The following is a 26,862-nucleotide window of genomic DNA, read 5'->3' as shown; positions in this document are numbered from 1 at the left end:
TTATGTTTAATCTCTAAGCTTACTATTTAATTTCTGGTCTGCTTCTCAAAGAAAAAGAGCGAGAAATGATTAAAAATCATATCTTGTCTTTACTTCTTTAGCAGTGTGAGGCTCTTCGCACTCACACTTATCGGTAATCTGTTTTTTAAAGAGCTGTGCTGTGAAACTTGTGAAGCTGACCGTTTGGTCTGTTTCGTTTCTGTCTCAGCAGCGAAGAAACCGAATATTACAGAAACACCGAAAACCCGTCAACACCTAATTGTAAAAATATGACTATAAAAACACAATGCTATTGAATTTAAATAAAATTATTTTCAAATAGATTCCAAAATCATTCTAAAAAGTATCAAAGTTCACTCAATACTCACTTCATCACACACTTAACTGAAAAAGCACGGCCAAACCAAATCTACAATCAAACTCACCATATCCCATATCAAAGCGTCCTGTAATCCATGAAAACGTTCTTTGGTGTCATATACTATTTGTCATGTTATTACAGGCATTGACTCTCTAAAATATACAATACATCTTCCCGACATGAACAAAATGATACAACTCATCCCATAAAGCCACCTTGTCAAAGATGAAAATATATCGCTATGATGGTTTGCACTTTAAGATAGATGCGTAGCATCGGTCTTAATACAATATTCCATATCATTTTCAAAAAGAGGTCTTGCATGAACCAAGCCGAACACATTAATCAATGGTTAGATGCTCACAATATTACTGAAATCGAGTGTTTGGTACCTGACATGAGCGGTACTGCTCGCGGCAAAATCATTCCACGCCACAAATACAATCCAGCAGAAGGCATCCGCATGGCCGAAGCTGTGTTCACCCAAACAGTAACAGGTGACTTTCCCGAAGAGGATTTTACCGATGTTGCCGATAACGACATGCGTTTGATTCCAGACCCATCTTCGTTGTGCTTGGTGCCATGGGCCAAAGATCCCACTGCTGCCATCATTCATGATGCTTACAATTTCAAAGGTGAGCCAATTGAAATTGCGCCACGCAATGTTTTAAAACGGGTTTTAAAAGCTTATGCTGATTTGGGCTTAAAGCCGATTATTGCGCCTGAGATGGAGTTTTATTTGGTGCAAATTCAGCCTGACGAAGATTTGCCATTGGCGCCGCCTGTGGGTCGTACTCGCCGTACCGAAGCAGGCCGCCAAAGTTTCAGTATTGATGCCATGAATGAATATGGCGATATTTTTGATGTGATGTACGATTGGTGTGAGATACAAAACATTGCTTTGGACACATTGATTCATGAAATGGGTCCTGCTCAAATGGAAATCAACTTGGATCATGGTGATCCGCTGGATTTGGCTGACCAAGTGTTTTTATTCAAGCGCACCATTCGCGAAGTGGCATTGCAAAACAATATGTATGCCACATTCATGGCCAAACCGATGCAAGGACAGCCGGGCTCAGCCATGCATTTACATCAAAGCATCGTGAATATTGAAACAGGCGTGAACATTTTTGCCGACCCCGATACGGGCGAATCCACCGAAGTATTTTTCAATCACATAGCGGGCATGCAAACTTATTTGCCTGCTGCAATGGCATTTTTGGCACCTTATGTGAATTCTTATCGCCGTTTGAGCCGCTTCAGCTCGGCACCAATCAATTTGGAGTGGGGTTTTGACAACCGCACTTGTGGTTTGCGTGTACCAGAATCGAACGCTGCAGGTCGCCGCATTGAAAACCGTTTGCCCGGCGTGGATGTCAATCCATATTTGGCATTTGCTGCCAGCTTGGGAGCAGGATTGCTAGGGATGCAACAAAAACTCAAACCATCGGATGCTTTGGCTGGCAGCGCTTATGACAAAGCAGCGAATTTGCCACACCATTTGGACGATGCCGTCGCAGAATTATTAGCATGCGAGCCATTGGCACAATTATTGGGCCCACATTTTGTGCGTTGTTATGCTGCGATTAAAGAAACGGAGTTTGAAGAGTTTTTCGAAGTGATTTCACCGTGGGAGCGCCGCTTCTTATTATTGAATGTTTGATTTCAATGCACCACTGAACAAGCGTCCTGTAAACATTGACAGGACGCTTTTTAATGTTTGCAATATTCTGAATCATACTTGTGCGATTTTCGAAGCCATCTTCTAGCCTAGCCGTCATTTGTGCATCGCCACATTCCATTTTACAATGGACACATCACTCAGAAAGGTCTCACATGAATTCAGCAGTCGATTACAGCGGCTTGGAATTTTTAAACAAAATCAAAGACGGCCAATTGCCACACTCCAATATGGCAAACACCACAGCCATGCGTTTGGTCGAAGTGGCAAAAGGCAATGTGGTGTATGAAGTCACACCAGACGAACGCCATTTGAATACTTTGGGCGGCGTACACGGCGGTTTGTATGCAACCGTAATGGACACCATCACAGGTGCAGCCATACACAGCATGTTGGATGCTGGCATTAATTTTGGTACCACCGATTTAAATTTGAAAATGTTGCGAGCGTTGAAACCACACCATACTTACCGTGGCGAAGGCAAAATCATCAGCATCGGGCGCACTTTGCTCACTGCCGAGGGGCGCATTGTCGATGAAAATGGCAAAATTTATGCTTATGGCTCAGCCAGCTGTTTGATTATTAAATAAGCGTCCTGTAAACCAAAAAAAAAGCGTCCTGTAACTTACAGGACGCTTTTTAAATGCCATGACATCAATTAAAACGACTCTTTCAAACCGACCGTGCGGTTGAACACAGGTTTTTCAGGGGTATGGTCATAACGGTCGGTCACAAAATAACCCAAACGCTCAAATTGATAACGTGCTTCAGGTGCCAAAGTATTGGCCACAGGTTCAATCAAAGCGCTGACTTCGGTAACAGAATGTGGGTTCAAGAATTCGGTGAAGTTTTTGTACTCACCGTTTTCGTCACGCACCGCATCAGGACGCTCAACCGTAAACAAACGCTCATACAAACGCACAGTCGCATGCACCGCGTGTTCCGCTGACAACCAATGAATCACGCCTTTGACTTTGCGACCCTCTGGTTTTTTACCCAAAGTGTCATGATCAATCGAGCATTTGAGTTCAATCACATTGCCCATTTCATCCGTCACAACTTCTTCACATTTGATCACATAGCTGTAACGCAAACGCACTTCACCGCCCACAGTCAAACGTTGCCATTTTGGCGGCGGCTCCAAAGCAAAATCATCTTGCTCAATGTAAATATGGCGTGCAATCGGAACATTGCGCTCGCCCATTTCTTCATGATGCGGATGAAATGGTGCGCTGCGGCTTTGGGTTAAGAATTCATCAAAATTGGTCAATTCAATTTTCAATGGGCTCAAAATCGCCATCAAACGCGGTGAAGAGTTTTCCAATTCTTCACGCACCGCGCCTTCTAACACATTCATGTCCACCACATTTTCACTTTTGGAAATGCCAACGCGTTTAGAGAACAAACGCAAACCAGCAGGCGTATAACCACGACGGCGCATGCCTGCAATCGTTGGCATGCGTGGATCGTCCCAGCCTGAAACATGGTTTTCAACGACCAATTGGTTCAATTTGCGTTTTGAGGTAATCGAATACAACAATTCCAAACGTGAAAATTCGTATTGACGTGGGTGCGTTTGAATCGGGATATTGTCCAAAACCCAATCGTATAATGGACGATGGCTTTCAAATTCCAAAGTACACAATGAATGGGTGATGTTTTCAATCGCATCAGAAATCGCATGGGTGTAATCATACATCGGGTAGATGCACCATTTGTCACCTGTGCGGTGGTGGTGCACGCGGCGAATGCGGTAAATCACAGGGTCACGCAAATTCACATTGCCTGCTGCCATGTCAATTTTCAAACGCAAAGTCTTGCTGCCATCAGGAAACTCACCCGCACGCATGCGTTGGAATAAGTCCAAGTTTTCTTCTGGCGTGCGATCACGATATGGACTGTTTTTGCCTGGCTCGGTCAAAGTACCACGGTATTGACGCATTTCTTCGGCGTTCAATTCGTCCACATACGCCTTGCCAGCTTGAATCAAACCGATGGCATATTGGTATAAATCTTCAAAATAATCCGATGCAAAATGCGGCTCACCTTGCCATTGAAAGCCCATCCATGTCACGTCCTCTTTAATAGAGCGCACGTATTCATCTGATTCTTTTTCAGGATTGGTGTCGTCAAAGCGCAAATTGCACAAGCCGTCGTACACAGTGGCCAAACCAAAATTCAAGCAAATGCTTTTGGCGTGACCAATATGCAAATAGCCATTAGGTTCGGGTGGGAAACGGGTTTGAATTTGTTGGTGTTTACCGCTGGCCAAATCGTCTTCAATAATGGTGCGGATAAAATGATTGTCCGCGAATTCTTCTTTGTTCATAAGCTCTGTATGTCTGTAAACAGTTAATGAAGATTGTACCTGATTTGCTGCCTCGCAGCATCTATCTGCACATCAATTACTCATTTAAAAACTTTATTTACCTCAAACGCTTGACTATACAAGCGACCTGAATTCACCTTCTTACAATCAAATCGACTGTTGATAGCCAATCTAAAACCCAATATAGCTTGGTAAAGACAAGAAAAAGTTTTCAAATCAATATGTGAATGATTTCATTTAATCAAATCAAAATATTGCCATTACAAGCGGCCTGTAAAATACCTTTTACGCAACAAAAAAGGGTGTCAAAGACACCCTTTTCATCTCATTTTAGTTTGTGGCGGAAGCAGCAGGCGCGGCTGCAGTGGCAAACCATTTCGCATAAATCTTATCATAAGTACCATCAGACTTGATACCTGCCAATCCAGTGTTGATTTTGTTCAACAAATCATCACTTCGGCCTTTTTTCACTGCAAAACCGTAATATTCTTTTTCAAATGTTGGGTCTACCAAAGTGCGCAACTTAGCGCCCGGATTATTGGTCACAAAGTTTTGTACCACGCCATTGTCACCGACAGATGCATCCACGCCACCTGCTAACAATTCTTTCAAAGCCAAAGGCATGCTTTCAAAACGCTTGATTTGCTTGCTGTCAGCGCCCATCAACTTTTGCGACACAATGTCACCTGTCGTACCCGTTTGTACCGATACCAAATGTTTGCCATTTTTCAAATCAGCAAACGATTTGATGTCTGCACCTTTGTTATCATTAATTGCAATCATTTGTGTGGCTTCAAAATACGGCTCAGAGAAATCCATTTGCGCTTTGCGTTCTTCGGTGATGGTCACACTTGAAGACACAATATCGCTGTCACCGGTATTCAAAGTTTCAAAAATACCTTCCCAAGGTTTGTTCACAATTTGGATTTTAATGCCTGCTTTATCGGCCACTGCCTGAATCACTTCTTGAGAAAAACCTATCACTTGGCCTTTGTCATCTTGATACTCAAATGGCGCATAAGTGGCATCAGAACCCACAGTATAAACCACATTGCTGGTATCGGCTGCAGGTGCTGCGCCAGCTGAATTGGCAGGTGCGGCAGGCTCTTTACCACCACATGCACTTAACAATAGGGCTGCGGCAATAGTACACAAACTGAATGAGGTTTTTGAAATCATTTGCATCTTGTCTTCTCCGAATGGTTTTGTAAGTAGCAGCACTGTCTCAATTTTTTAATCAACACATAAGCTAAATCAACTCTGTTACATCAAGCTGTGTTTTTGGCAAATTATGTTGCACTATAAATTTTCACTGTGGGATGGTCAATGTTTGTGACTTTAAAATGACATATAATTTTTAGAGCCGCTCGCATTGCAGGCAAATGACAACAACGTCATAATGGTTTCTTATCAGTTTTGTAGTGAGTTTTTACATGTTGATTTTGCACCAATCTAACCGTCTTGAAAATTTGGCACAATCGTTTGCCTCTTTGCTACAAAACCTACCGATAAATGGTGTGTTCACACCTGAAACCATAGTCATTCAAAGTCAAGGGATGAAACGCTATGTCAACCGCTTTTTAGCATTGCACAATGGTATTGCTGCCAATTTAGATTTCAATTTGCCTGCACGATTTATGTGGAAAACCATGCAACAAAGTTTGGGACAATTGCCCAAAGTGAGCCCGTTTTCATCCACAGTTTTGCATTGGCGCTTGATGCAATTGTTCGAAAATCCACAATTCAAACAACAAAACAGCCCTGCCGCCCAATATCTGAGCAATTACATCGACAGCCGAGATGAGGCGTATTTTGATTTGGCATTTATCTTAGCCGACATTTTTGACCAATACATGGTCTATCGTTTCGATTGGACTGAGGCTTGGCAACACAATCAATTACTCGGCTTGGGCGCTGATGAAGCGTGGCAAGCCGATTTATGGCAGCAATTGACCGCTCAAGAAAGCCACCAAGGCGAACACCGTTTGCAAGTGTGGGAGCGTTTTTTAGAAGCTTTGCCCACAGCCAAGCTGCCTGAACGCATTTGGGTATTTGGCATTACTTCTATGGCGCCGATGTATTTGGACTTGTTTCGCCAATTGTCACAATACACCGATGTACACATTTTTGCGACCAATCCCAGTCAAGCCTATTGGGGCGATGTGATTGAACCCACTTTTTTATTGCGCAAATACGAATCCATGAGCACTGAAGAGGCGGCACAACACCAAGGTCATCCGCTATTGGCATCGCTTGGGAAACAAGGACGGGATTTTTTCAGTGCTTTAACCAGCGATATTGAATACGAATTTAGCTTAGACTTATTCCAAGAGAACGCCAATACGACTTTATTGGCTCGTTTGCAAAACGATTTGTTGCATTTACACAGTCCTCAAAACCACGCCACCGACCCCACACACAGCGGCCTGAACCATCCCGATTTATACGATGGTTCTATTGTCATGAACAGCGCACACAGTGCTTTGCGTGAATTGCAAATCCTCAAAGACCACATTATTCAGAATTTGGCACAAAACCCAACATGGCAATTGCACGACATCGCTGTTTTGACTCCGCAAGTTGATCCTTATTTGCCTTATTTAGAAGCGGTGTTTGGTCCCAATTGTCCCGATGGCAAACCTTTGGCATATTCGGTTTCCGATGTACGTTTGAGCCGCCAACAACCTTTGATGCAAGCCATTGAACAGTTTTTACATTTGATGGACAGCCGTTTTGAATTGTCCGACATGTTACCGTTGCTGGATACACCCGCTTTGCAACAACGTTTTGATTGGGATACCGATGACGTCGCATTGCTGCACACCACCATCCGTGAATTGAACATACGTTGGGGCTTGGATGACAATATGCGCCGCCAATTTGGTGGTGAAGGCGATGCGTTCACTTGGAGCCAAGCTTTAGAACGGGTGTGCATGGGTTGGATGTTGCCCCAAGGCAGCAGCCACATTGCATGGCATGAGTTGGTACCCTATGACAGCGAGCCGAATCATTGGGCCATCTTGGCGCAATTGAACCACTTGGTCAGCTTATTACAAAGCTACCACCAACAATGGCAAGAAGACACGGATATTGCCACTTGGGTCATTCGTTTACAGGACGCTATCAAAGAATTGTTTTTACCGCTAGAACGTGATGCGTTTTCTTTACAACAATGGCAACAAAATTTGCAAGAGTGGCAACAATACGCCGACATGGCGCAATACCAAGGCAAATTATCGTTTGCCATTGTCAAACGCCATATCAGCGCCTTCTTACAACAACAAAGCCAAGCAGGGTTTTTGCGTGGCGGCATCACTATTTGCTCGATGGTGCCGATGCGTGGTTTGCCGTTTCAAATGTTGTGTTTGCTCGGTATGAACGATGGCGAATTTCCGCGTGACACCAAAGCCCCCTCGTTTGATTTGATTTACCAAGATGCCCTCCACCACCGCATGCGCAAGGGTGACCGTTCTCGCCGCGATGACGACCGCTATTTGTTCTTAGAAACCTTGCTCAATGCCCGTTCGCAACTGTATTTGTCTTATATCGGCAAAAGCATTAAAAATGACGAACGCTTGGCGGCTTCAACAGTGGTTTATGAATTCATAGACACCATTGCATTGATGGTTGGCGCAAGCAGCCAAGATTTGATAGAAGGCGATGGCGAACAAGCGCCGTGGATCACATCCCATCCGTTACAAGCATTCTCACCCAATTATTTTGCGCCACAAGCCAAGGTTTACAGCTACCGCCAAGACATTGCCCAAGCTTTGAATGCGCCCGCCAAACACATCGAAGCATTCATCGATGGTGCTTACGAAAACCATTTACAAGCCTTACCGACTCAACATGAAGACTTGAATTTGCACATGCATGAATGGTTGGCATTTTGGCGCAATCCCACCCGTGTTTGGCTCAAGCAGCAATTGTCATGGCAAGACACCTACGCCCAAGATGCTTGGCCAGAGCAAGAATTGTTTGAACTAGACGCCTACGACAGCATGCCGCTATATGAGGCTTTTTATGATGCCCGTCGCCAACGCCAATCTTTGGAGCATGTGGCCGCGCAAATCTTGCAACGCAACCAAGTGCCTATGGGCAAACTCAGTCAATTACACATTGAAACCATTCAAAAACAAGTTTTGTCTATGCCAAGTGAATGGTTCCATGCTCCAACATTGCCCAACTTAGACCATGTCTTAGAACACCGCTTTCACGATGGCAGCCATGTACAATTGCAATTGAGCCTCAGCCATCGCACCGATTGTGGACAGATTTTTTGGTTTCATAAAACCCCGACTGCACCTGAAAAAATGGCAGCTTGGCTAGAGCATTTGGCCTTCTGCGCCATCGACCACAGCCACATTCCCAAAACCACCATCATCGCTTGGGCAGAAAATGCTTGGCAATGGCGGCCTGTAAATTCCGATGTGGCAAAACAATATTTACTCGAAAGTCTGATTTTGTTGCGTTTGGGCAAACACAAACCGTTGCCATTTTTTGCTCGTGCTTCGCTTGCCGCTGGCGAGGCGTGGTACAAACAAGCGAAAAAAACACCTGACGATGAAGCCATCATCCAAGAAGAATCCCGCAAAAAAGCCTATGTGGCATTTGCAGGCAATCATTTCAAAAGTGGACAATTGCAACAAGAAGAAGGCACCAATTTGGTCTATGCCCACAGCGAAGATTCGCCTTTAGACAGCCATTTATTCATGGAAGTGGTCAAACAAATGTGTGTGCCCATGTACGAATACATCGTGGCCATTGAAGATGCCGATAAGGAAACCCATGCAAGCTGAAACCTTCAATGCTTTGAGCATTCCCATCAACGCCACCAATTTGATTGAAGCATCCGCAGGCACAGGCAAAACTTGGAGTATTGCCGCGTTGTTTTTACGTTTGGTGTTACTCGAACGCATTGCTGTCGACAAAGTCTTGGTCGTGACTTTTACCAATGCGGCCACTGCCGAGTTGAAAACCCGTTTGCGCAGCCGCTTAGATGAAGCCTTGCGTGAATTAAAAGACTTGCCCGACGACAACGCCAGCGCCTTATTGGAAGAAATATATACACAAAAAAACGCTGCAGAAGATGTGCCAGAGTTTGAGCCATTTTTGTACGAGGTGTTGCAACTGGCTTTGCAACAAGAAGCTGCTTCACGTGTGCGTTTGCGTTTACAGGCCGCTTTAAACCAATTTGACCATGCGGGCATTTTCACCATTCATGGTTTTTGCCAACGCGTCTTGCGTGAATTTGCCTTTTTGTGCCAAGTGCCCTTTCAAATCAGTTTGTCAGACGATACCGCCATCGCCAAACAACGCATTGCCGCCGATTTTTGGCGCAAACATGTGATTGAAGACGAGCAACGTGCACGCTTGTGTTTTGAGCACAACATCACTTTGAACGATGCTTTAAATCGCATTCAAAATTGGTTTGGACGCTCTGAACACCACATCCAATTTCAATTGGCACAACCTAGCCATGCCTTAGAAGACTTACATGCCCAGTTAGATGAATTGGCGCAAGCCATATTGCTCCAATTGGAAGAATGGAAAATCTCGTTCACCGACATGCATCCAATGCTCAATGGCACCACGTTCAAATTACCGACTTATCTGACCTTGTTTGACGATTTGGCACAATGGCTGCCCCGCCAACAATGGCACAAAATCAGCAGCAAAGAAAAACACATTCTCAATTTACAGGCCGCTTATTTACAAGAAAAAACCAAAAAAGGCCAAGTTTTAAGCGATACACAACTCAATCAATTTGCACCATTACACCGTTTATTGGATTTGTGTCTGAGCCTTAAAACCGAACAAGACGCTTTATTTGACCAATTGCATTTGGATTTGTACCACTATTTGCTACCCAATTGGCAGCAAGAAAAACAACGAGTACAACAATTGGGCTTTGATGATTTGCTCACCGACGTGGCCAAAGCGTTGCAAGATGAAAAATACGGTTTGCATTTGGCTTCTTACTTGAGTGAACACATGTGGCAAGTGGCTTTGATCGATGAGTTTCAAGACACCGATCCTTTGCAATATGGTATTTTTGACACCATTTTCCGCCAACATCACAAACCTGTGTTTTTGGTCGGTGATCCCAAACAAGCAATTTACCGCTTTCGTGGTGCAGACATCCACGCTTATTTGCAAGCCAAACACGAAGCCAACCGCTTGTATACGTTGGACACCAACCGCCGCACCCACCAACAATTGGTCGCCAGCATCAATGCCTTATTTTTGAACAAAAACAAACCCTTTTTATTGGACGATATCGATTACATCGACGTACAGGCCGCTCGTGCTGACAGCCGCTTGTTACCCAATGACACACCGTTGGAAATCCAATGTTTGTTGCAAGGCGATGAAACTTATCTGAACAAAGAACAAGCCAAACCACGCGCGGCTTTGTATTGCGCATTGGACATTGCACGGCATTTGGCGTTGAGCAGCCAAGGCAAACTGCAATACGATGGCGGCCCCTTACAAGCCAAACACATTGCAGTATTGGTTCGCACTCATGGCGAAGGCGAATTGGTACAAAAAGAATTGCGCAAAGAAGGCATTAGCAGCGTGATCTTGAGCCGTGACTCGATTTTTGCTTGTGAACAAGCCAAGCCTGTATTGAGTTTGTTGCAATGGTGGCAAGCACCACAACAACAAGGCTTGTTGCGTTCGGTTTTGGCCAGCGATTTGCTCAACTACCGCAGCAGCGATTTAATGCGTTTGAACCATGCCGACTCACAAGACGAATTGATTGGTTGGATGGAAGATGCATTACAAGCACAACAAGTCTGGCAACAGCGTGGTGTGTATGCCGCTTGGCAAATGTTCGATAAAAAACGAGGTATCAGCGCAGACTTTTTAAGACGCAATGACAAGCGCGGCTTGACCAATGTGCAACAATTGTTTGAATTGCTCGCCAAAGAAGAAAGCGAGCGTTTTGGTGCCGCTTCATTGATTCAATGGCTCAACGAACAAGTCAGCCAACAAACCCATGGCGAAGCGTATACTTTGCGTTTGGAGAGCGATGAAGAATTGGTGAAAATTGTCACCATGCACGCATCAAAAGGCTTGCAATACCCTGTCGTTTTTTGTCCATTTGTATGGGACCATCGTGACTTTAAAACGTCTGAATTCAATATCGTCCATCAAAATGGTCAAGTGCGCATCGTCAGCGAATATTGCTTGAGTCAAGACGATGAAGTCAGTTTGATTGAAGACGAACGCTCGGAAACCTTGCGTTTATTATATGTGGCGTTCACACGTGCCGAAGAAAAATTGATTTTGTCTTGCAGTTTGCTCAAAGACAATGGCAGCGCCAACAATGTCTTGCACCATTTGATTGCCGGCGAGCCCGACCACTCATGGGAACAAACTCACGCCTTATGGGCCAATGCAGGCAAAGACAAACGGGTGTGGTATCAAGACTTGTGGTTGCAATGGGCGCAAAAATACCATGTCAATTTATTGTGGCGGCCTGAACAACCAGAATACTCAGGTTTGATACAACAACAGATTCAGCGCACCGAATACACCGCATTGCAAACAGCATTGCCATTTTATCGTTTTCAAGAATACACCAGTTTCAGCGGTATCAGCCGCCATATCAGCCATCTTGCCATGGATGAATTGGTGCCTGAAATCGATGTGGGTGAATTACAAGACGATCAAGTGGTATTGGATGAAGAGACAGTCTTGCCTGAAGCGCACGAATTTGATATTTTTCATTTCCAGCGCGGTACAGATGCAGGCTTATGTTTACATGCTTTATTAGAACACACCGATTTCCAACAATCGGCCATCAGTCAAAGCGATGTATACGCACCGATTTTAGAGCGTTATCACATTGATGAATCATGGCAGCCTGCGCTCTATGCTATGATTGATGCCACTCGTTTGGCACATTTGGATGCAGATGTTTGTTTGGCTGATTTACCTCCAGAGCAATGTTTGGCGGAGATGGGTTTTGTGTTGAATGTCAATCAATTTACCGCAGCCGACATCCAACAATGTTTGTTAGAATCGCATTTACCATCGGCAATCAAACAGGCCGCTCAAGGCTTGCATTTTCGTGATGTGATGGGTTTTTTAAATGGTTTTATCGACTTGGTTTGCGTGAACTTAGATGGCAAAGTGTATGTCATCGATTACAAGTCTAATCATTTGGGTATGTTGCCCAAAGATTACCATACCAATGCTTTGAATCTTGCCATCAATGACCACCATTATTATTTGCAAGCTTTGATTTATGCCATTGCTGTCGGTCGTTATTTGCGCAGTCGCCACTTTGATTTTGACGCCATTCACATACGTTATTTGTTTTTGCGTGGTTTACAGCCTGCGAGCGAACAAGGTGTATGGCGTTGGGACATCGGCATAGATGAGTTAGATAAAATTGACGCTGTACTTGCTTCATGACAATATCAACCTACTTATTTTTTTAATTATCAAGCAACACAAAGGACACCCACCACATGAAAAAACCTGAAGAAATCATCATGGCCGTCTTAGCGGCTTTATGGGTGGTTCTGACTTATTTTATTTTAAATTATTTTGGCGTGCGCACCGAAACCACCTTGACTATTACGGGTTTGACCTTACTTTGGTCTATAGTCACATTTGTGTTTTGGCAAAAAAACTTGCTCACGTTTATTTGGCCTGTGTTCGTAGGTTTACTGGTCGCTTGTTGGTGGCCTTGGTTTGACTGGTTTGCAATGAAAGACGTCATCGACCAATCACGCATTGGTGATACTTTGTTATTAACCCGTCCATGGTATGCCACTTGGGGCTTTAAATTCACAATCGCCATCGTACCCATGATCATCGGTTATGTGGGCGTATGGAAGTTGGCTCAACGTCGCAAGCAAAAAGCCTCACCACAAAATTTATCGGCTTAACAGTTACAGAAAGATTGCACCATGTCAGAAGACAAAAGTAAAGCCTTAGCCGCCGCCTTGGCGCAAATTGAAAAAAGTTTTGGCAAAGGCGCTATCATGAAAATGGATGGCAGCCACAAAGATGAAAACTTAGAAGTCATTTCGACAGGCTCATTAGGTTTGGATTTGGCATTGGGCGTAGGCGGTTTGCCTCGCGGTCGCATCGTCGAAATCTATGGTCCTGAGTCTTCAGGTAAAACCACGCTGTGTTTGGAAGCCATTGCACAATGTCAAAAAGCAGGCGGTGTGTGTGCTTTTATTGATGCGGAAAATGCGTTTGATCCTGTGTATGCACGTAAATTGGATGTCAAAGTAGAAGATTTGTTGGTATCGCAACCTGATACTGGCGAACAAGCTTTGGAAATCTGCGACATGTTGGTACGCTCAGGCGGCGTGGATATGGTCGTGGTCGATTCGGTTGCGGCATTGGTTCCTAAAGCCGAGATTGAAGGCGAAATGGGTGACAGTCATGTCGGCTTACAAGCGCGTTTGATGAGCCAAGCCTTGCGTAAACTGACTGGCAATATCAAGCGCACCAATACTTTGGTGGTCTTCATCAACCAAATTCGCATGAAAATTGGTGTGATGTTCGGCAGCCCAGAAACCACGACTGGTGGTAATGCGCTGAAATTCTACGCATCGGTGCGTTTGGACATTCGCCGTACTGGTCAAATCAAAAAAGGCGATGACATTTTGGGCAATGAAACCCGTGTCAAAGTGGTGAAAAACAAAGTGGCACCACCATTCAAACAAGCTGAATTTGATATTTTGTATGGTCAAGGTGTCAGTTTAGAAGGCGAAATCATCGATATTGGCGTGAAATTGGGGATTGTCGAAAAATCAGGTGCTTGGTATAGCTACAATGGCAGCAAAATCGGTCAAGGTAAAGACAATGTCCGCTTGTGGTTGATTGAAAATCCTGCGATTGCCAATGAAATCGAACAGAAAATTCGCAAAGAAGTGGGTATCAATCCCGACAACACCGAAGGTGTGTTGGATGAAACCGATGGCGAACAACCTCATTAATCCATAATCCATCTAAGCTTTAAACCAAGCGTCCTGTAAGTTACAGGACGCTTGATTCATTTGATACGCTAGATGCTATTGATGATGAATGTATTCTAGCGATTCATCATTTTGACAGGCCGCTTCAAACCACATTCCTATCTAAAAACCAAATGTTTTAGACAATTCTTGTGCTGCAGTTTGCAAACGTGGAATGAACGACAAAGACACCGTCAAAGGTGTGGTTGCCACTTGACCATGCATGGCAATGGCGGCAATACAATTGTTTTTGTCATCAAAAATCGGTACCGCCACACAAGTAATACCCAACACAAATTCTTCATTGTCGATGCTGACATTGCGCACATTGATGCGCTCTAGCTCCGTATCCAATTCATCCAAATCGGTCAACGTGTTTGGCGTCAAGGCTTCTAGTTTGGTTTGACGCAACAGTGCATGGCGTTTGTCTTGGCTCATTTTGGATAAGAACAATTTACCACTGGCGCAAGAATGCGCAGGTACGGTCGTGCCCGGTTGCAAATCCAAGCGCAAAGGTGAAGGCGATTCCATGCGGTCTAAATACAACACTTGCGATTTGACCAACATGGTCAAATTACAAGTTTGTCCGATATCTGCCACCAAGCTTTTCAAAATCGCATGACGCTGGCGTTGTACATCACCGTGATTCAACACAGTGCTGCTCAAACGGGTCAAACGGGGACCAATCGTATACGCATGTTTGGCACCTGCATCACGAATAATCAAACCACCCGCTTCCAAAGCCGCCAAATGGCGATGTATCGAAGGTTTCGGAATATCCAATACTCGCGCCAATTCTGTCAAGCTCATGGCATGGTCTGATGCAGCCAAACATTCCAACAATGAAAACGCTTTTAAGGTAGGGGTTTCATTTTCACTCATACGCAGCAACTCCTAGCGACGCTTGACGCCAAAATTAGACTGTAACAAAGCGCAAGACAAACGCTGACTGCGCACACCACGGCGACGACGACCCTTAATCAAAGGTGAGTCAGGAAAATCATCCAATGCCACATCGGTTTTAGATTCCACAGATGACGCGGCAGCCAGCGCTGATTTACGCGCTTGGGTATTGGAAGGATGAGCAGCACGAGGCTTGTCTTTGGCAACAGGAGCTTCTTTAGGCGCTTTGCTCACCGCGGTAACCAATTCACCTGAAGTTGTATGTGTACTTTGCGCTTCGTGTTTTTGCATCCAACGTGGCTCAAAATTTTCTATTTTATCCAAAGGCAAATCTTGTTTGATGAGTTTGCAAATCGACTCATACATTCTTTGTTCGGTTTCATCCATCAAGGACAATGCAATGCCTTCTGCACCTGCGCGGCCTGTACGACCAATACGGTGTACATAGTCTTCTGGATTGCTTGGCAATTCGTAATTGATTACAAACGGCAATTCACTGATATCCAAACCACGCGCCGCCACATCGGTCGCAACCAAAACTTTGACTTTACCCTCTTTGAAAGCCGCCAAAGTTTCGGTACGGGTTTGTTGCGCTTTGTCACCGTGAATGGCTTTGGCAACAATGCCTTTGCGCGACAAATCACGCGTCACTTGATCGACACTGATTTTGGTTTTACAAAACACAATCACTTGTGGCATGTCCAAATCTACAATCAAACGCTCTAACAAATGGCGTTTGCGAGAAGCATCCACCGCAATCATGTGTTGTTCAACATTTTTATTGGTAGCGTTTTGTGCCGCTACTTCAATGATTTCAGGCAAATGCATAAAATCATTGGCCAAACGCTTGATTTCAGGTGCAAACGTGGCGGAGAACAACAAAATTTGACGGTTTTTTGGCAACATCGCAATGATTTTACGGATGTCATCAATGAAGCCCATATCCAACATGCGGTCGGCTTCATCCAATACCAAAATGTCCACTTTGTTCAATTGGATGGTTTTTTGCGAGACATGATCAAGCAAGCGACCCACGGTTGCCACCACAATCTCACGTCCGCTGCGCAAAGCCTGCACTTGCGTATCCATATTGGTGCCACCAAACACCACCGTGTGCTTCAACGGCAAATATTTGATGTAAGAAGTGATATTGGCATCAATTTGGTCGGCCAACTCACGCGTTGGCGTCAATACCAACATGCGCACAGGATGCATGGCAGGTGAGGCACTGGTATTGGCAAAACGCTTCAAACGCTCCAAGCTTGGCAACATAAAAGCAGCCGTTTTGCCCGTACCTGTTTGTGCAGCCGCCAAAATATCATGACCTGCCAAAACTTTGGGAATGGCAGCGGCCTGAATCGGTGTTGGCGTGGTATAACCTTGTTCGTCCAAAGCTCGGACGATTTCATTGGACAAACCCAATGTATTAAAAGCATTCATGCTTTGTATTCCTTGTCTCACCGTGCTCTTACTCACAAGAACACGGTATTAATCACTATAAGATGTCTTTGTGCGCCAGTTGTTGGGCTTGCTGCTCACGTTGTTGTTCTTGGCGATAATGGGCTAATGAAGACTCAACATAATCAATGTGTTTGGCTGCCAATTGTTGCGCCAAAACTGCATCTTTAGCACGAATTGCCGCAACAATGGCTCGGTGTTGTTCTCGCAAACTGATTTTCGCTTCATCATCAATCGAGAACATATTGGCCAGATTTTTTTGAGTATGTTGGTGCAAAATACGCAGCAAGCTGGCGGACAATTGACTGAATAATACATTATGTGAGGCCTCAGCGATGGCTTGATGAAAGTTCACATCCGCTTGTGATTGTAATTTAACACTTTTTTTCTGCACTGCGACATCAATTTGTCTTAGCCAATACTCTATTCTTTCCAAATCGGTCTCAGTTCGGCGCTGTGCTGCCAAAGCGGCCAAAGTACCCTCTAAAGAGCGGCGAAAATCCAACACATCGCTTTCTAAATAGTCATGTGTTTGCAATAAACTCTGCCAACCACCAATAAAAGCCTGTTGCAATTGGTCAGACACATAATAACCATCGCCTTGTCGTGCTTCGAGCAAACCGCGCGTCGTCAAAACACGCAAAGCATCGCGAATAGATGGGCGAGATACGCCAAAATCTTCTGCCAGCTGGCGTTCTGGCGGCAACTTACTTTGCGCAGCATACACGCCTCTGACAATGCGCTCTTCTAAATACCAATGCGATTTGTTCAAACAATTTTTGCTGTTTTATCACACTCATTGCCACATATCCAAAAAAAATAAAAAATAAAAAATATCAAATACTTATTTAAAAAATCCGATTGAATTCATTCTCAAAATACATAATAGCTATGATTCAAATCTTGACCAAAACAACTTTTTTTTGTAAAGTATTTGTAAATATAAAAATTGGTCTGACCAATTTACCAAGGATAACATAGAATGGAACACCAAAACAATCAGTCGCACCGCGTGACCGATGTTTACTTTTTTGGTACCTGCGTGATAGACATTTTCATGCCAAACGCTGGCATGGATGCCATGACTTTGCTTGAAAAGCAAGGCATACGTGTTCACTATCCGCAAGCTCAAAGCTGTTGTGGTCAGCCTGCGTTCTCTTCAGGCCGCCCGAAAGAATCGTTTGCTGTTGCCAAAGAACAATTGGACTTGTTTCCCGAAGCTTGGCCTATTGTCGTGCCATCAGGTTCTTGTGGCGGCATGATGAAGCATCATTGGCCTGATTTATTCAAAAATACCGTGTATGAACAACAAGCTTTAGATGTTTCAGGCCGCATTTACGAGTGGTCACGCTTTTTGGTAGACGTTTTGAATTATCAGCCGCAAGACACAGGCACGCCGATTAAAGTCGCGGTACACACCAGTTGCGGTGCGCGCCGAGAAATGAATGTGCACACGTCTAGCTGGCAATTGGTCGATGCTTTGAGTCACGTTGAACGTGTTGTGCATGATCATGAAAGCGAATGTTGTGGTTTTGGCGGTACTTTTTCGATGAAGCATCCTGATATTTCAGGCGCGATGGTCAGCGACAAAGTCAAAGCTTTGAAAGACACACAAGCGGTTGAAATCATCAGCGCCGATGCAGGTTGCATGATGAATATTGGTGGCAAAATCGCCAAAGATGACCCATCCATGCCCAAACCCAAACATTTGGCGACGTTCTTATTGGAACGCACAGGACACAAAACTTGTGAGGAATCGGTTTGATGAGCGCGCGTGACCAAATTTTAAACCGTTTGCGAGCGGTACACACCGAAACTTTGCCACAGCCACAAACGGCTGAGTATTACACTGAGATGAGCCCGAAATGGGACACGCCTGCGCTGCGTTTGCAACATTGGGCGAATACCATGCGCAAAGTCAAAGGCGAGATTGTTTGGTGTCATCGTGACACTTGGCAAGACACTTTTGCTCAAGTGGTGGCTGAAAAAAACATTGCCAAAATCGTATTGCCATTGCAAACGGAACATGGTCAACAAGCGGCTGAAATTTTACACAATAAGCGGCCTGTAACCGAAATTTGTGCTTATTCACAAACATTAGAGCAATGGAAAGACGAGTTTTTCAATACTGTGGATGCAGGTTTTACCGATATCAAAGCAGGCATTGCCCACACAGGTACTTTGTTATTGTGGCCAACGCCTGAACAGCCTCGCACCATGAGTTTGGTGCCACCGATTCACATTGCCTTGTTTGATACCACCACGCTTTACGATGACTTTTACGCAGCCATGCATGGCTTGGATATGGCCGATGGTATGCCGACCAATGTGGTATTGATTTCAGGACCTTCTAAGACTTCTGATATTCAATTGACTTTGGCTTTTGGGGCACATGGTCCTCGAGATTTGGTGGTGTTGGCGCTTTTACCTGATGACATTTCAATGGAAGATGTAGAGGGGGCGGCATGAAAACACAAACCATCCATTTTATGCCTGAAACATTCAAGTCCAATGCCAAAACCGCCTTAGCCGATGCACCACTACGCCAAAGCTTGCGCACAGCCATGGATGGCTTGATGAGCAAGCGCAAAGCGGTTTTGTCTGATGAGCACGAATTGCAAGCATTACGCACTTTGTGTGAGAGCATCCGCCAACATGCTTTGTCTCGTTTGCCTGAATTATTAGAGCAATTGGAAAGCAATTTGACCCGTTTGGGCGTGAAAGTCCATTGGGCGCAAACGCCTAAGGAGGCTTGCCAAATCATTGATGGCATCATGAATCATCATCAAGCTTCATTGATGGTCAAAGGCAAATCGATGGTCAGCGAAGAAATCGAGCTGAATCATTATTTGGAAGCGCAAGGCAAAGAGGCGATTGAAAGCGACATGGGCGAATACATTGTGCAAATGGCACATGAAAAGCCCACGCACATTGTGATGCCTGCCATTCACAAAACCAAGCAACAAATTTCCAAACTGTTTCACGACGAATTGGGCACACCACTGACTGATGATGTCGATGAGATGATTCAAATTGGCCGCAAAGCCTTGCGCAGCGTCTATCGCAATGCTGATGTGGGTTTATCAGGCGTGAACTTTGCGGTGGCTGAAACAGGTACTTTGTGTTTGGTAGAAAACGAAGGCAATGGGCGTTTGTCAACTTCGGTACCGCCTGTGCACATTGCCATTACTGGCATTGAAAAAGTGGTCGCTCGTTTGGACGATGTGGTGCCTTTGTACAGTTTGCTCACACGCTCTGCCATCGGCCTGAACATCACCACTTACTTCAACATGATTACAGGCCCCCGTCGTTCGCAAGAATTGGATGGTCCACAAGAAATGCATTTGGTATTGCTAGACAATGGTCGCAGCCAAGCCTATGCCGATGAGCAATTGCGCAAAACTTTGCAATGCATCCGTTGTGGCGCATGCATGAACCATTGTCCTGTGTATTCACGCATTGGCGGCGCAGCTTACGGCACCACGTATCCCGGTCCTATTGGCAAAATCATTTCACCGCATTTATTGGGTTTGGAGTCTACCAAAGATTTGCCGACCGCTTCTAGTTTGTGCGGCGCTTGTGGTGAAGTGTGTCCTGTACGCATTCCCATTCCTGAATTGCTTGTGCGTTTGCGCACCGAAGCACAGCGCGATCCAAACGAGAATGTGCCACATCCTATTCGCGGACAAGGTGCCAACCATTCATTGAGCGAGAAAATGGCATGGCGAGCGTTTGAAGGCATTTTCAGCGGCAATAAAACTTACCAATATTTTGGCAAAGTGGCGACCAGTTTGCGTGGTTTAACCCCAAAACATCAAAAGGGCTGGACACAAAACCACACGCCATTAAAACCCGCTAAAAAGACTTTGCACCAATTGGTCAAAGAAAAACACAATACTTTTAATTGAAAAATACACCATTCATTATCCAAGGAGGCCGCACATCAACACAATTTTAAACGCATTGTCATTTGGTCAAACCCAATAATAATCAGCGCAAAAAGCGCTTTAGCCAATGATAATTTAACTGAGAAAAGAAACTAGTAAGTCATTTGGAGTAACCCAAGATGAGTCTATACACGCTATTAGCACTCGCCCCCATTGCGGTGGTATTTTTATTGATGGTGGTGATGAACCGCTCAGCGGCTTTGTCCATGGGCAGCTCGTTCGCTGTCACCGCCTTATTGGCTTTATTTGTGTGGAATGCCCCAGGGGCCGTGGTTGCCGCTGCCACTGTTAACGGCATTGTCACAGCTTTAACCTTATTGTTCATCGTATTTGGCGCGATTTTATTGCTCAATACTTTGAAAGAAAGTGGTGCCATCAAAGCCATTCGCAAAGGCTTTATGGACATTTCTCCCGACCGCCGCGTACAAGTGATCATTGTGGCTTGGTTGTTTGGTTCTTTGATTGAAGGCTCGTCAGGCTTTGGTACACCGTCTGCCGTAGGTGCGCCTTTGTTATTGGCTTTGGGCTTCCCTGCCATGGCAGCGGCGATGGCGGTTTTGATCATTCAATCAACGCCAGTGTCTTTTGGTGCGGTAGGTACGCCTGTGTTGGTAGGTGTGCGTTCAGGCATTGACAATAAAGAAGACGTGGCTGCATTGATTGCACCACAAACGCCATTGGAATACTTGCAACAAATCGCTGAAAACGTATCGATTTTGCATGCATCTGTGGGTTTTGTGATTCCAGTGATTTTGTGCGCGTTCTTGACCCGTTATTTCGGTGCCAATCGTTCGTTCCGTGAAGGCTTGGCAATTTGGCCATTCGCCATTTTTGCTGGCTTGGCATTTGTGGTTCCTTACACCATTGTGGCACACATTTTAGGCCCTGAATTCCCATCTGTATTGGGTGCTTTGATTGGTTTGGCAATCGTGGTTCCTGCTGCGAAAAAAGGTTTCTTACAACCAAAAACCGTTTTTGATTTCCCACCTCGTTCACAATGGGAACAAAAATGGATCGGTACCATTGATGACAAAGACGACGGCCAACCATCACAATTTTCAGTCATTCGCGCCTTCTCACCTTACATCATCATGGTGGTATTCTTGTTGTTGACCCGTAACATTCCGCCATTGAAAGCGTTCTTGACAGGCGAATTGACGACTTTGAAAGTCAGTGGTTTGTTCGGCACCCACATCAATGCTTCTGCACAATTGTTATACTCTCCGGGCTTTTTGTTGATTTTGGTGTCTTTGATGTGTATTGGTTTGTTCAAAATGAATGGCCAACAATACATGACAGGTGTGAAAAACTCTGCACGCACCATGTTAGATGCAGCGCCTGCGTTATTGCTTGCTGTGCCGATGGTACAAGTATTTGTGAACTCAGGCTCGGCTGATCCTAGCATTGCAGGCGCATTGCCTAATATGCCGATGGTGTTGGCACAAGGTGCTGCGGCATTGGCAGGTTCTGCTTGGCCAAATGTATCGCCTTGGGTAGGTGGTTTGGGTGCGTTTATTGCAGGCTCTAACACCGTATCGAACATGATGTTTGCTTACTTCCAATTCCAAACCGCACAACAAATCGGTTTGAGCGTAGACCAATCGTCTATCGTGGTGGCATTACAAGCCATTGGTGGTGCAGCAGGTAACATGATTTGCGTACACAACGTGGTGGCAGCAGGTGCTGTGGTTGGCTTGATGAATCGTGAAGGCGAAGTCATTCGCAAAACCTTGATTCCATTTGCATTCTATTGCATTCAAGGTGGTTTGATTGGTCAGGCTTTGATCACTGGCAACTTCATGTGGTGGATCATGGCAGCCGCTTGGTTGGCGATTTTCTTTGCATTCTTATACACACGCAAACAAGCGCAACCTGTCAGCAGCCAAAATACTGGCAAAGAAGTTTCATCTTCTTAAAAAAACATCCTTCTTCTGATGTGTCTTTTACCCACTCTGCAAAGAGTGGGTTTTTTATGGTGCATCTGATCATCAAGCGTCCTGTAAATATTTACAGGACGCTTGATGATCAGATGATTATTGAACGATACAACACACTGTCATCTACTTGCGACACCTTGGTTTTGCCGCACAAAGCCATGGTCGTGTCCATTTCTTTGGCTATGATTTCCAGCACACGCCGCACACCATCTTCGCCATATGCTCCCAAACCATAATTGTAAGCGCGCCCAATCAACACGCCTTGCGCGCCCAATGCCAAAGCCTTGAAAACATCTTGACCCGAACGAATACCACCATCTAACCACACTTCAATGTCTTGTCCCACTGCCGCCACAATTTCAGGCAAGACTTGTATGCTCGATGGTGCACCGTCTAATTGCCGCCCACCATGATTGGACACAACGATGGCATCCGCGCCACAAGCCACTGCCGCTTGCGCATCTTCCACATCCATGATGCCTTTGATGATGAGTTTATCGCCCCATTGCGCTTTGACCCAAGCGACATCATCCCAGCTTAATTTAGGGTCAAACTGTTCGCCCGCCCAAGCCGACAAAGAACGGGTATCGCTCACGCCTTCCACATGCCCTACAATATTACCCAATTGATGGCGTTTGGTTTGGCTCATGTAATAACACCAACGTGGTTTGGTCAACAAATTCAAAATGGTTTTCACCGTCGGTTTCGGTGGCGTGGACAAGCCATTTTTGATGTCTTTGTGACGCTGCCCCATAATTTGCAAATCTGCTGTCAACACCAAGGCGCTGCAAGCGGCTCGTTTGGCACGCTCAATCAAGCGTTGCATAAACGCTCGGTCTTTCATCATATAAAGCTGAAACCACAAAGGTCGCTGCGGTGCGTAAAACGCCACCTCTTCCAAAGCGCACACACTCATGGTCGAAACAATATAAGGCACACCAAATTCTGCCGCTGCTTTGGCAGCCAACATTTCACCATCGGCGTGTTGCATACCCGCCAAACCTGTTGGTGCCAACGCCACTGGCATACTCACCGCTTCGCCCAACATCGTGCTGTGTAAAGAACGGCAACTAATATCTTGCAACACTTTTTGGCGCAATAAAATTTTTTGGAAATCGCTTTCATTGTGGCGATACGTCAACTCCGTATAAGAACCCGAATCAACATAATCGACAAACATCTTAGGTACGCGGCGGCGATACACTCGGCGCATGTCCTCAATACAGGTAATGTGTTTCAAATCTTGCATCAATTTTTCACCACTTCATCAACATAAAAAAGCGTCCTGTAAACACTTACAGGACGCTTGCGCATTCATTTTCAGACAAATTCTTTGGCCACTTCAATCGCAATGCGTTCACTCAACGCTTTGATTTTGTCCATATCACCCATTTGTGCCGCATGTCTGCCTAAATCGCGAATATGGCTGGGAATCACATGAAAATGCACATGCGGAATCACTTGACCGACCGCTTCACCATTGGATTGCACCAACACCACGCCACCGGCATCCATGGCCGCATTCACGCCACGGGCTATTTTTTGCACCGCTTGAATGGTCTGTGCCGCAGCATCAGCAGGCAATTCAAACAATGTCACCGCAGGCACTTTAGGAATCACCAATACATGACCGTCTGCTTGCGGCATGATGTCCATAAAAGCCAAAACATGTTCATCTTCATGTACTTTAAACGCTGGCATTTCGCCACGCAAAATTTTTGCAAAAACATTGTTGTTATCGTAAGCCATACTATTCCTCGTCTTCAAATATTGGTATAAACCATACCAAGCTTAAGCCTCAAAAACAAGCACTACACACCGTTTTCATTCACATCAAACTGTGCCATTTGACTCATCCAAGCGTCCTGTAAATCGTCATTGACATCTTTGGATTGGATTTCTAAATGTAAAGTCGCACCAAAATGCGCAAAATGCATGGTAGCTTCGTCTTGATGGCGCGCCAATCTATGCGTGCGCTCAATCTGTGCCATGACTTCGGCTTCCGTCCAAGCTGGTTCATTTTTCATCTGCAAGCACGCCATTACAATGTGTGTTAAGGCTGTTTGACATCGCTATCAAACAAATCTTTGAAAGAAGCATGTTTTGAATGAGCCGCTGATTCTGCTTGATTTTTAAATGGGCTGTCTTCATCCAATAAACCATTGACCAATTGCTTCAAATCAGGCGCACCTTCACCCAATAAATGATTCAACGTGTTTTGCAAATCCCCTTCCATATCTTGCCACGCCTCAGGTGACATAGAAGGCAAATCAGCAGCACCTTCATCCTCTTCTTCAAACAAAATTTCAGCATCCATAATGCCGCCATGCTTGGCAGAATAGACATAATCGCTTTCTTCCAAAGCTTCAATATGCGCATCTAACCATGCTTCTAAGGATGTCGCTTCCAAGCTGCGCACCATATTGTCAAAGCGCACACGAATGATTTGACCCATCACCCCATCTGCGCTCGGTGCCAAATCCACACACACATAATTGCCTTGTCCATCATCGCTAAAAGGCAACCACGCATCATGCCACCACAAAGCTTGCACCTCATCATCCGCACTCAAAGCAATCTCTTCATGAGACATTTCAGTTACACGCGTTTGCATGTGTTGCCAAAGCGCTTGCATGCGGGACAACGACAACCATGCTGCACCATTGAATACATGCTCACTATTGGGACTTTGTCCATCAAACAGACGATACCATTGCTGCAAATCATCAGGAAAAACCACATTCAAATCAGCTTGCACTTGTACAAGCTGTGCCTCAGTGGCGCCATCATTCAGTTCTAACCGTGATAATGGTTGTTGTTTTTGGATTTTTGCCAAAACGGCTTGAAAACGCTGTGCTAAATTTTGAATCATGATGACCTATCTTTCTACATCCAACCTAAAAACCAAATGAATTTGTGGCTGCGATTTTAGCACAGCCACAATAAAGCCTTGGTCTACATCCTTAAGCAACCACGACCCATTTAAAAATCATTCATTCCTATCAACGCTTGGCCGCTTGATAATAAGGCATCACTTGTGGAATGGTTTGTTGAATCTTGGCAATGCGATCGGCTGAGGCAGGATGGGTGCTTAAAAAAGACACCGATTGTCCCGATTGTAAGTTTGCCGCTGCCATTTTTTGCCAAAATGTAATAGCCGCATTGGGATTGTATCCAGCGCGCGCCATCATTTCCAAACCAATCAAATCCGCTTCGGTTTCTGCGCTGCGGCTATTGGGTAAATCCCAACCGTATTTACTGGCCAAACTCACCACTTCATTACCCGTATTGCTTAAGCCTGCATAACTGGTAATCAAACTCGTCACCAAACCACCTACCGCACTTTTACTCGCTTTTTCACGCGAATGCTCACGCAAAGCATGCGCAATTTCATGTGCCAATACTGCCGCCAATTCGTCATCGGTTGGTTTGACTGCATTCAACAAACCTGTAAACACCGCAATTTTGCCACCAGGCATAGCAAACGCATTGATGTCTTTGCTTTCAATCACATTCACTTGCCAATTCCATTGTGCCGCATCAGCTCGGTATATCGGCACTTGTTGCAATAAGCGCTGACTGACACGTGTTACTTGCGCATTGCTTTTTAATTGTCCACTGGCTCTGACTTGCTGAATCAATGAGCCATAATCTTGCGCCGCTTGTGCATGATATTGCTGTTCAGGCAGCATGATAAACTGCTTGCGGTTGCCTCCCAAAGTATTTTCATTGGTGGTAGAAGCACAAGCACCCAACATCAAGCTACTGCTTATCGCTACGGTCCATATCACATATTTGGCTGTTTTTTGCATGATGACTCCTTATCTTGCCATATGAATTTGAGAATGAAATACATCATCCACGATAAAGCTATTTTTGTGCAAGTGCATTCCCATGTCGATGGATACTATTGAAAGCCATATCAAACCATCAATCGCACCCATAAGAAAAGCCGTCTGAATCGACGGCAGTTCCAATCAAGAAATAGTAAAAACATTAAGATTCAAATGGTGCACTCAAGTTCAAATTGGCTTCAAAAGCATCATTAAAGTCTGCCAATTCCCACGTATGCTCATCCCACTCGACCAATATTTGTGTGTCTTGCAAGTTTTTTTCATTCATACCACAATCTACAACCATATCCATGGATAATCCTCAGTTTCATACTCTTTGTTTACAGAAGATAATAAAGCCAATCTGTCACTCAAGCCAATCAATAAGCATTTACATTGCCAATTTTTGATTTGTCGCAAG

21 protein-coding genes are annotated in these 26,862 nt (G+C 44.9%); 10 read left to right on the top strand and 11 right to left on the bottom strand.

The genetic code is table 11. From position 1 onward, the window contains the following. Positions 1 to 683 precede the first annotated feature (683 nt). Both H150_RS0108980 and H150_RS0108975 read left to right on the top strand, forming a co-directional pair. A complete protein-coding gene (locus H150_RS0108980; RefSeq protein WP_019958725.1) occupies positions 684 to 2,027 on the top strand; it encodes a glutamine synthetase family protein in 1,344 nt (447 codons plus the stop codon). Positions 2,028 to 2,200: 173 nt separating this feature from the next. Then, positions 2,201 to 2,635 (top strand): PaaI family thioesterase, encoded by a 435-nt coding sequence (locus H150_RS0108975; RefSeq protein WP_019958724.1) that lies wholly within the window; start codon positions 2,201 to 2,203, stop codon positions 2,633 to 2,635. Positions 2,636 to 2,703: 68 nt separating this feature from the next. On the opposite strand, the gene H150_RS0108970 is transcribed toward H150_RS0108975, so the two are convergent. Further along, positions 2,704 to 4,374 (bottom strand): glutamine--tRNA ligase/YqeY domain fusion protein, encoded by a 1,671-nt coding sequence (locus H150_RS0108970; RefSeq protein ID WP_019958723.1) that lies wholly within the window; start codon positions 4,372 to 4,374, stop codon positions 2,704 to 2,706. Positions 4,375 to 4,704: 330 nt separating this feature from the next. Beyond that, positions 4,705 to 5,559: a basic amino acid ABC transporter substrate-binding protein gene (locus H150_RS0108965; protein ID WP_019958722.1), complete on the bottom strand. Its 855-nt coding sequence runs from the start codon at positions 5,557 to 5,559 to the stop codon at positions 4,705 to 4,707. A gap of 248 nt (positions 5,560 to 5,807) precedes the next feature. On the opposite strand from H150_RS0108965, the gene recC reads away from it, so the two are divergent. From recC to recA, 4 genes are read left to right on the top strand one after another with little or no spacing between them, the layout of a single operon-like run. Further along, positions 5,808 to 9,173, top strand: coding sequence for an exodeoxyribonuclease V subunit gamma (gene recC, locus H150_RS0108960; protein ID WP_019958721.1), 3,366 nt, complete (start codon positions 5,808 to 5,810; stop codon positions 9,171 to 9,173). Beyond that, positions 9,163 to 12,801, top strand: coding sequence for an exodeoxyribonuclease V subunit beta (recB, locus tag H150_RS0108955; RefSeq protein WP_019958720.1), 3,639 nt, complete (start codon positions 9,163 to 9,165; stop codon positions 12,799 to 12,801). The genes recC and recB overlap by 11 nt, the downstream gene beginning before the upstream one ends. 56 nt (positions 12,802 to 12,857) lie before the next feature. After that, complete coding sequence (locus tag H150_RS0108950) at positions 12,858 to 13,280, top strand: hypothetical protein (protein ID WP_019958719.1); 423 nt, start codon at positions 12,858 to 12,860, stop codon at positions 13,278 to 13,280. 21 nt (positions 13,281 to 13,301) lie between these two features. Beyond that, the gene (gene recA, locus H150_RS0108945) at positions 13,302 to 14,345 is read left to right on the top strand and encodes a recombinase RecA (RefSeq protein WP_019958718.1); all 1,044 of its coding nucleotides are present in this window, start codon (positions 13,302 to 13,304) and stop codon (positions 14,343 to 14,345) included. A gap of 141 nt (positions 14,346 to 14,486) precedes the next feature. Here the strand turns inward: recA and H150_RS0108940 are convergent, their stop codons facing one another. From H150_RS0108940 to H150_RS14135, 3 genes are read right to left on the bottom strand one after another with little or no spacing between them, the layout of a single operon-like run. After that, the gene (locus tag H150_RS0108940; protein WP_019958717.1) at positions 14,487 to 15,245 is read right to left on the bottom strand and encodes an IclR family transcriptional regulator; all 759 of its coding nucleotides are present in this window, start codon (positions 15,243 to 15,245) and stop codon (positions 14,487 to 14,489) included. Between the two features lie 12 nt (positions 15,246 to 15,257). After that, entirely contained in the window at positions 15,258 to 16,706 is a 1,449-nt protein-coding gene (locus H150_RS0108935) for a DEAD/DEAH box helicase (RefSeq protein ID WP_019958716.1), read from the bottom strand. Positions 16,707 to 16,761: 55 nt separating this feature from the next. Further along, positions 16,762 to 17,496 (bottom strand): FadR/GntR family transcriptional regulator, encoded by a 735-nt coding sequence (locus tag H150_RS14135; RefSeq protein WP_019958715.1) that lies wholly within the window; start codon positions 17,494 to 17,496, stop codon positions 16,762 to 16,764. Positions 17,497 to 17,706: 210 nt separating this feature from the next. On the opposite strand from H150_RS14135, the gene H150_RS0108925 reads away from it, so the two are divergent. The 4 genes from H150_RS0108925 (at position 17,707) to H150_RS0108910 (ending at position 22,587) form a co-directional block, all read left to right on the top strand. Next, complete coding sequence (locus tag H150_RS0108925) at positions 17,707 to 18,489, top strand: (Fe-S)-binding protein (RefSeq protein WP_019958714.1); 783 nt, start codon at positions 17,707 to 17,709, stop codon at positions 18,487 to 18,489. Next, positions 18,489 to 19,193 (top strand): LutC/YkgG family protein, encoded by a 705-nt coding sequence (locus H150_RS0108920; protein ID WP_019958713.1) that lies wholly within the window; start codon positions 18,489 to 18,491, stop codon positions 19,191 to 19,193. The genes H150_RS0108925 and H150_RS0108920 overlap by 1 nt, the downstream gene beginning before the upstream one ends. After that, the gene (locus H150_RS0108915) at positions 19,190 to 20,632 is read left to right on the top strand and encodes a LutB/LldF family L-lactate oxidation iron-sulfur protein (protein ID WP_019958712.1); all 1,443 of its coding nucleotides are present in this window, start codon (positions 19,190 to 19,192) and stop codon (positions 20,630 to 20,632) included. Before H150_RS0108920 ends, H150_RS0108915 begins: the two co-directional genes overlap by 4 nt. A 158-nt stretch (positions 20,633 to 20,790) precedes the next feature. Continuing rightward, positions 20,791 to 22,587, top strand: a complete 1,797-nt coding sequence (locus H150_RS0108910; protein WP_019958711.1) for an L-lactate permease — start codon at positions 20,791 to 20,793, stop codon at positions 22,585 to 22,587. Positions 22,588 to 22,696: 109 nt separating this feature from the next. Here H150_RS0108910 and H150_RS0108905 read toward each other — a convergent pair whose 3' ends face one another. The 6 genes from H150_RS0108905 to H150_RS15115 all read right to left on the bottom strand — a co-directional run bounded on the left by H150_RS0108905 (position 22,697) and on the right by H150_RS15115 (position 26,754). Then, entirely contained in the window at positions 22,697 to 23,860 is a 1,164-nt protein-coding gene (locus H150_RS0108905) for an alpha-hydroxy acid oxidase (RefSeq protein WP_155970509.1), read from the bottom strand. Between the two features lie 68 nt (positions 23,861 to 23,928). After that, a complete protein-coding gene (locus H150_RS0108900; protein WP_019958709.1) occupies positions 23,929 to 24,357 on the bottom strand; it encodes an HIT family protein in 429 nt (142 codons plus the stop codon). Positions 24,358 to 24,419: 62 nt separating this feature from the next. Further along, entirely contained in the window at positions 24,420 to 24,635 is a 216-nt protein-coding gene (locus tag H150_RS0108895; protein WP_019958708.1) for a hypothetical protein, read from the bottom strand. A gap of 26 nt (positions 24,636 to 24,661) precedes the next feature. Beyond that, a complete protein-coding gene (locus H150_RS0108890) occupies positions 24,662 to 25,480 on the bottom strand; it encodes an SMI1/KNR4 family protein (protein WP_019958707.1) in 819 nt (272 codons plus the stop codon). 130 nt (positions 25,481 to 25,610) lie between these two features. Then, positions 25,611 to 26,420 carry a M48 family metallopeptidase gene (locus H150_RS0108885; protein WP_019958706.1) on the bottom strand — a complete coding sequence of 270 codons (810 nt, stop codon included), beginning with the start codon at positions 26,418 to 26,420 and terminating at the stop codon, positions 25,611 to 25,613. A 184-nt stretch (positions 26,421 to 26,604) separates the two neighbouring features. Beyond that, entirely contained in the window at positions 26,605 to 26,754 is a 150-nt protein-coding gene (locus H150_RS15115) for a hypothetical protein (RefSeq protein ID WP_019958705.1), read from the bottom strand. Between the last annotated feature and the right edge of the window lie 108 nt (positions 26,755 to 26,862).

Source organism: Vitreoscilla stercoraria DSM 513 (assembly GCF_000382305.1).
Taxonomy (GTDB): domain Bacteria; phylum Pseudomonadota; class Gammaproteobacteria; order Burkholderiales; family Neisseriaceae; genus Vitreoscilla; species Vitreoscilla stercoraria.
Note: the sequence above shows the minus strand (reverse complement) of the source record. Positions and strands in the feature narration are given on the sequence as shown.

Coding starts and splice junctions, on each gene's coding strand:
- H150_RS0108950 (WP_019958719.1), top strand. CDS start 12,858: ATGAAAAAACCTGAAGAAATCATCATGGCCGTCTTAGCGGCTTTATGG.
- H150_RS0108935 (WP_019958716.1), bottom strand. CDS start 16,706: ATGAATGCTTTTAATACATTGGGTTTGTCCAATGAAATCGTCCGAGCT.
- H150_RS0108900 (WP_019958709.1), bottom strand. CDS start 24,357: ATGGCTTACGATAACAACAATGTTTTTGCAAAAATTTTGCGTGGCGAA.
- H150_RS0108965 (WP_019958722.1), bottom strand. CDS start 5,559: ATGCAAATGATTTCAAAAACCTCATTCAGTTTGTGTACTATTGCCGCA.
- recA (WP_019958718.1), top strand. CDS start 13,302: ATGTCAGAAGACAAAAGTAAAGCCTTAGCCGCCGCCTTGGCGCAAATT.
- recB (WP_019958720.1), top strand. CDS start 9,163: ATGCAAGCTGAAACCTTCAATGCTTTGAGCATTCCCATCAACGCCACC.
- H150_RS0108910 (WP_019958711.1), top strand. CDS start 20,791: ATGAGTCTATACACGCTATTAGCACTCGCCCCCATTGCGGTGGTATTT.
- H150_RS0108970 (WP_019958723.1), bottom strand. CDS start 4,374: ATGAACAAAGAAGAATTCGCGGACAATCATTTTATCCGCACCATTATT.
- H150_RS0108895 (WP_019958708.1), bottom strand. CDS start 24,635: ATGAAAAATGAACCAGCTTGGACGGAAGCCGAAGTCATGGCACAGATT.
- H150_RS0108885 (WP_019958706.1), bottom strand. CDS start 26,420: ATGCAAAAAACAGCCAAATATGTGATATGGACCGTAGCGATAAGCAGT.
- H150_RS0108975 (WP_019958724.1), top strand. CDS start 2,201: ATGAATTCAGCAGTCGATTACAGCGGCTTGGAATTTTTAAACAAAATC.
- H150_RS15115 (WP_019958705.1), bottom strand. CDS start 26,754: ATGGATATGGTTGTAGATTGTGGTATGAATGAAAAAAACTTGCAAGAC.
- H150_RS0108920 (WP_019958713.1), top strand. CDS start 18,489: ATGAGCGCGCGTGACCAAATTTTAAACCGTTTGCGAGCGGTACACACC.
- H150_RS0108980 (WP_019958725.1), top strand. CDS start 684: ATGAACCAAGCCGAACACATTAATCAATGGTTAGATGCTCACAATATT.
- H150_RS0108890 (WP_019958707.1), bottom strand. CDS start 25,480: ATGATTCAAAATTTAGCACAGCGTTTTCAAGCCGTTTTGGCAAAAATC.
- H150_RS0108925 (WP_019958714.1), top strand. CDS start 17,707: ATGGAACACCAAAACAATCAGTCGCACCGCGTGACCGATGTTTACTTT.
- recC (WP_019958721.1), top strand. CDS start 5,808: ATGTTGATTTTGCACCAATCTAACCGTCTTGAAAATTTGGCACAATCG.
- H150_RS0108915 (WP_019958712.1), top strand. CDS start 19,190: ATGAAAACACAAACCATCCATTTTATGCCTGAAACATTCAAGTCCAAT.
- H150_RS0108940 (WP_019958717.1), bottom strand. CDS start 15,245: ATGAGTGAAAATGAAACCCCTACCTTAAAAGCGTTTTCATTGTTGGAA.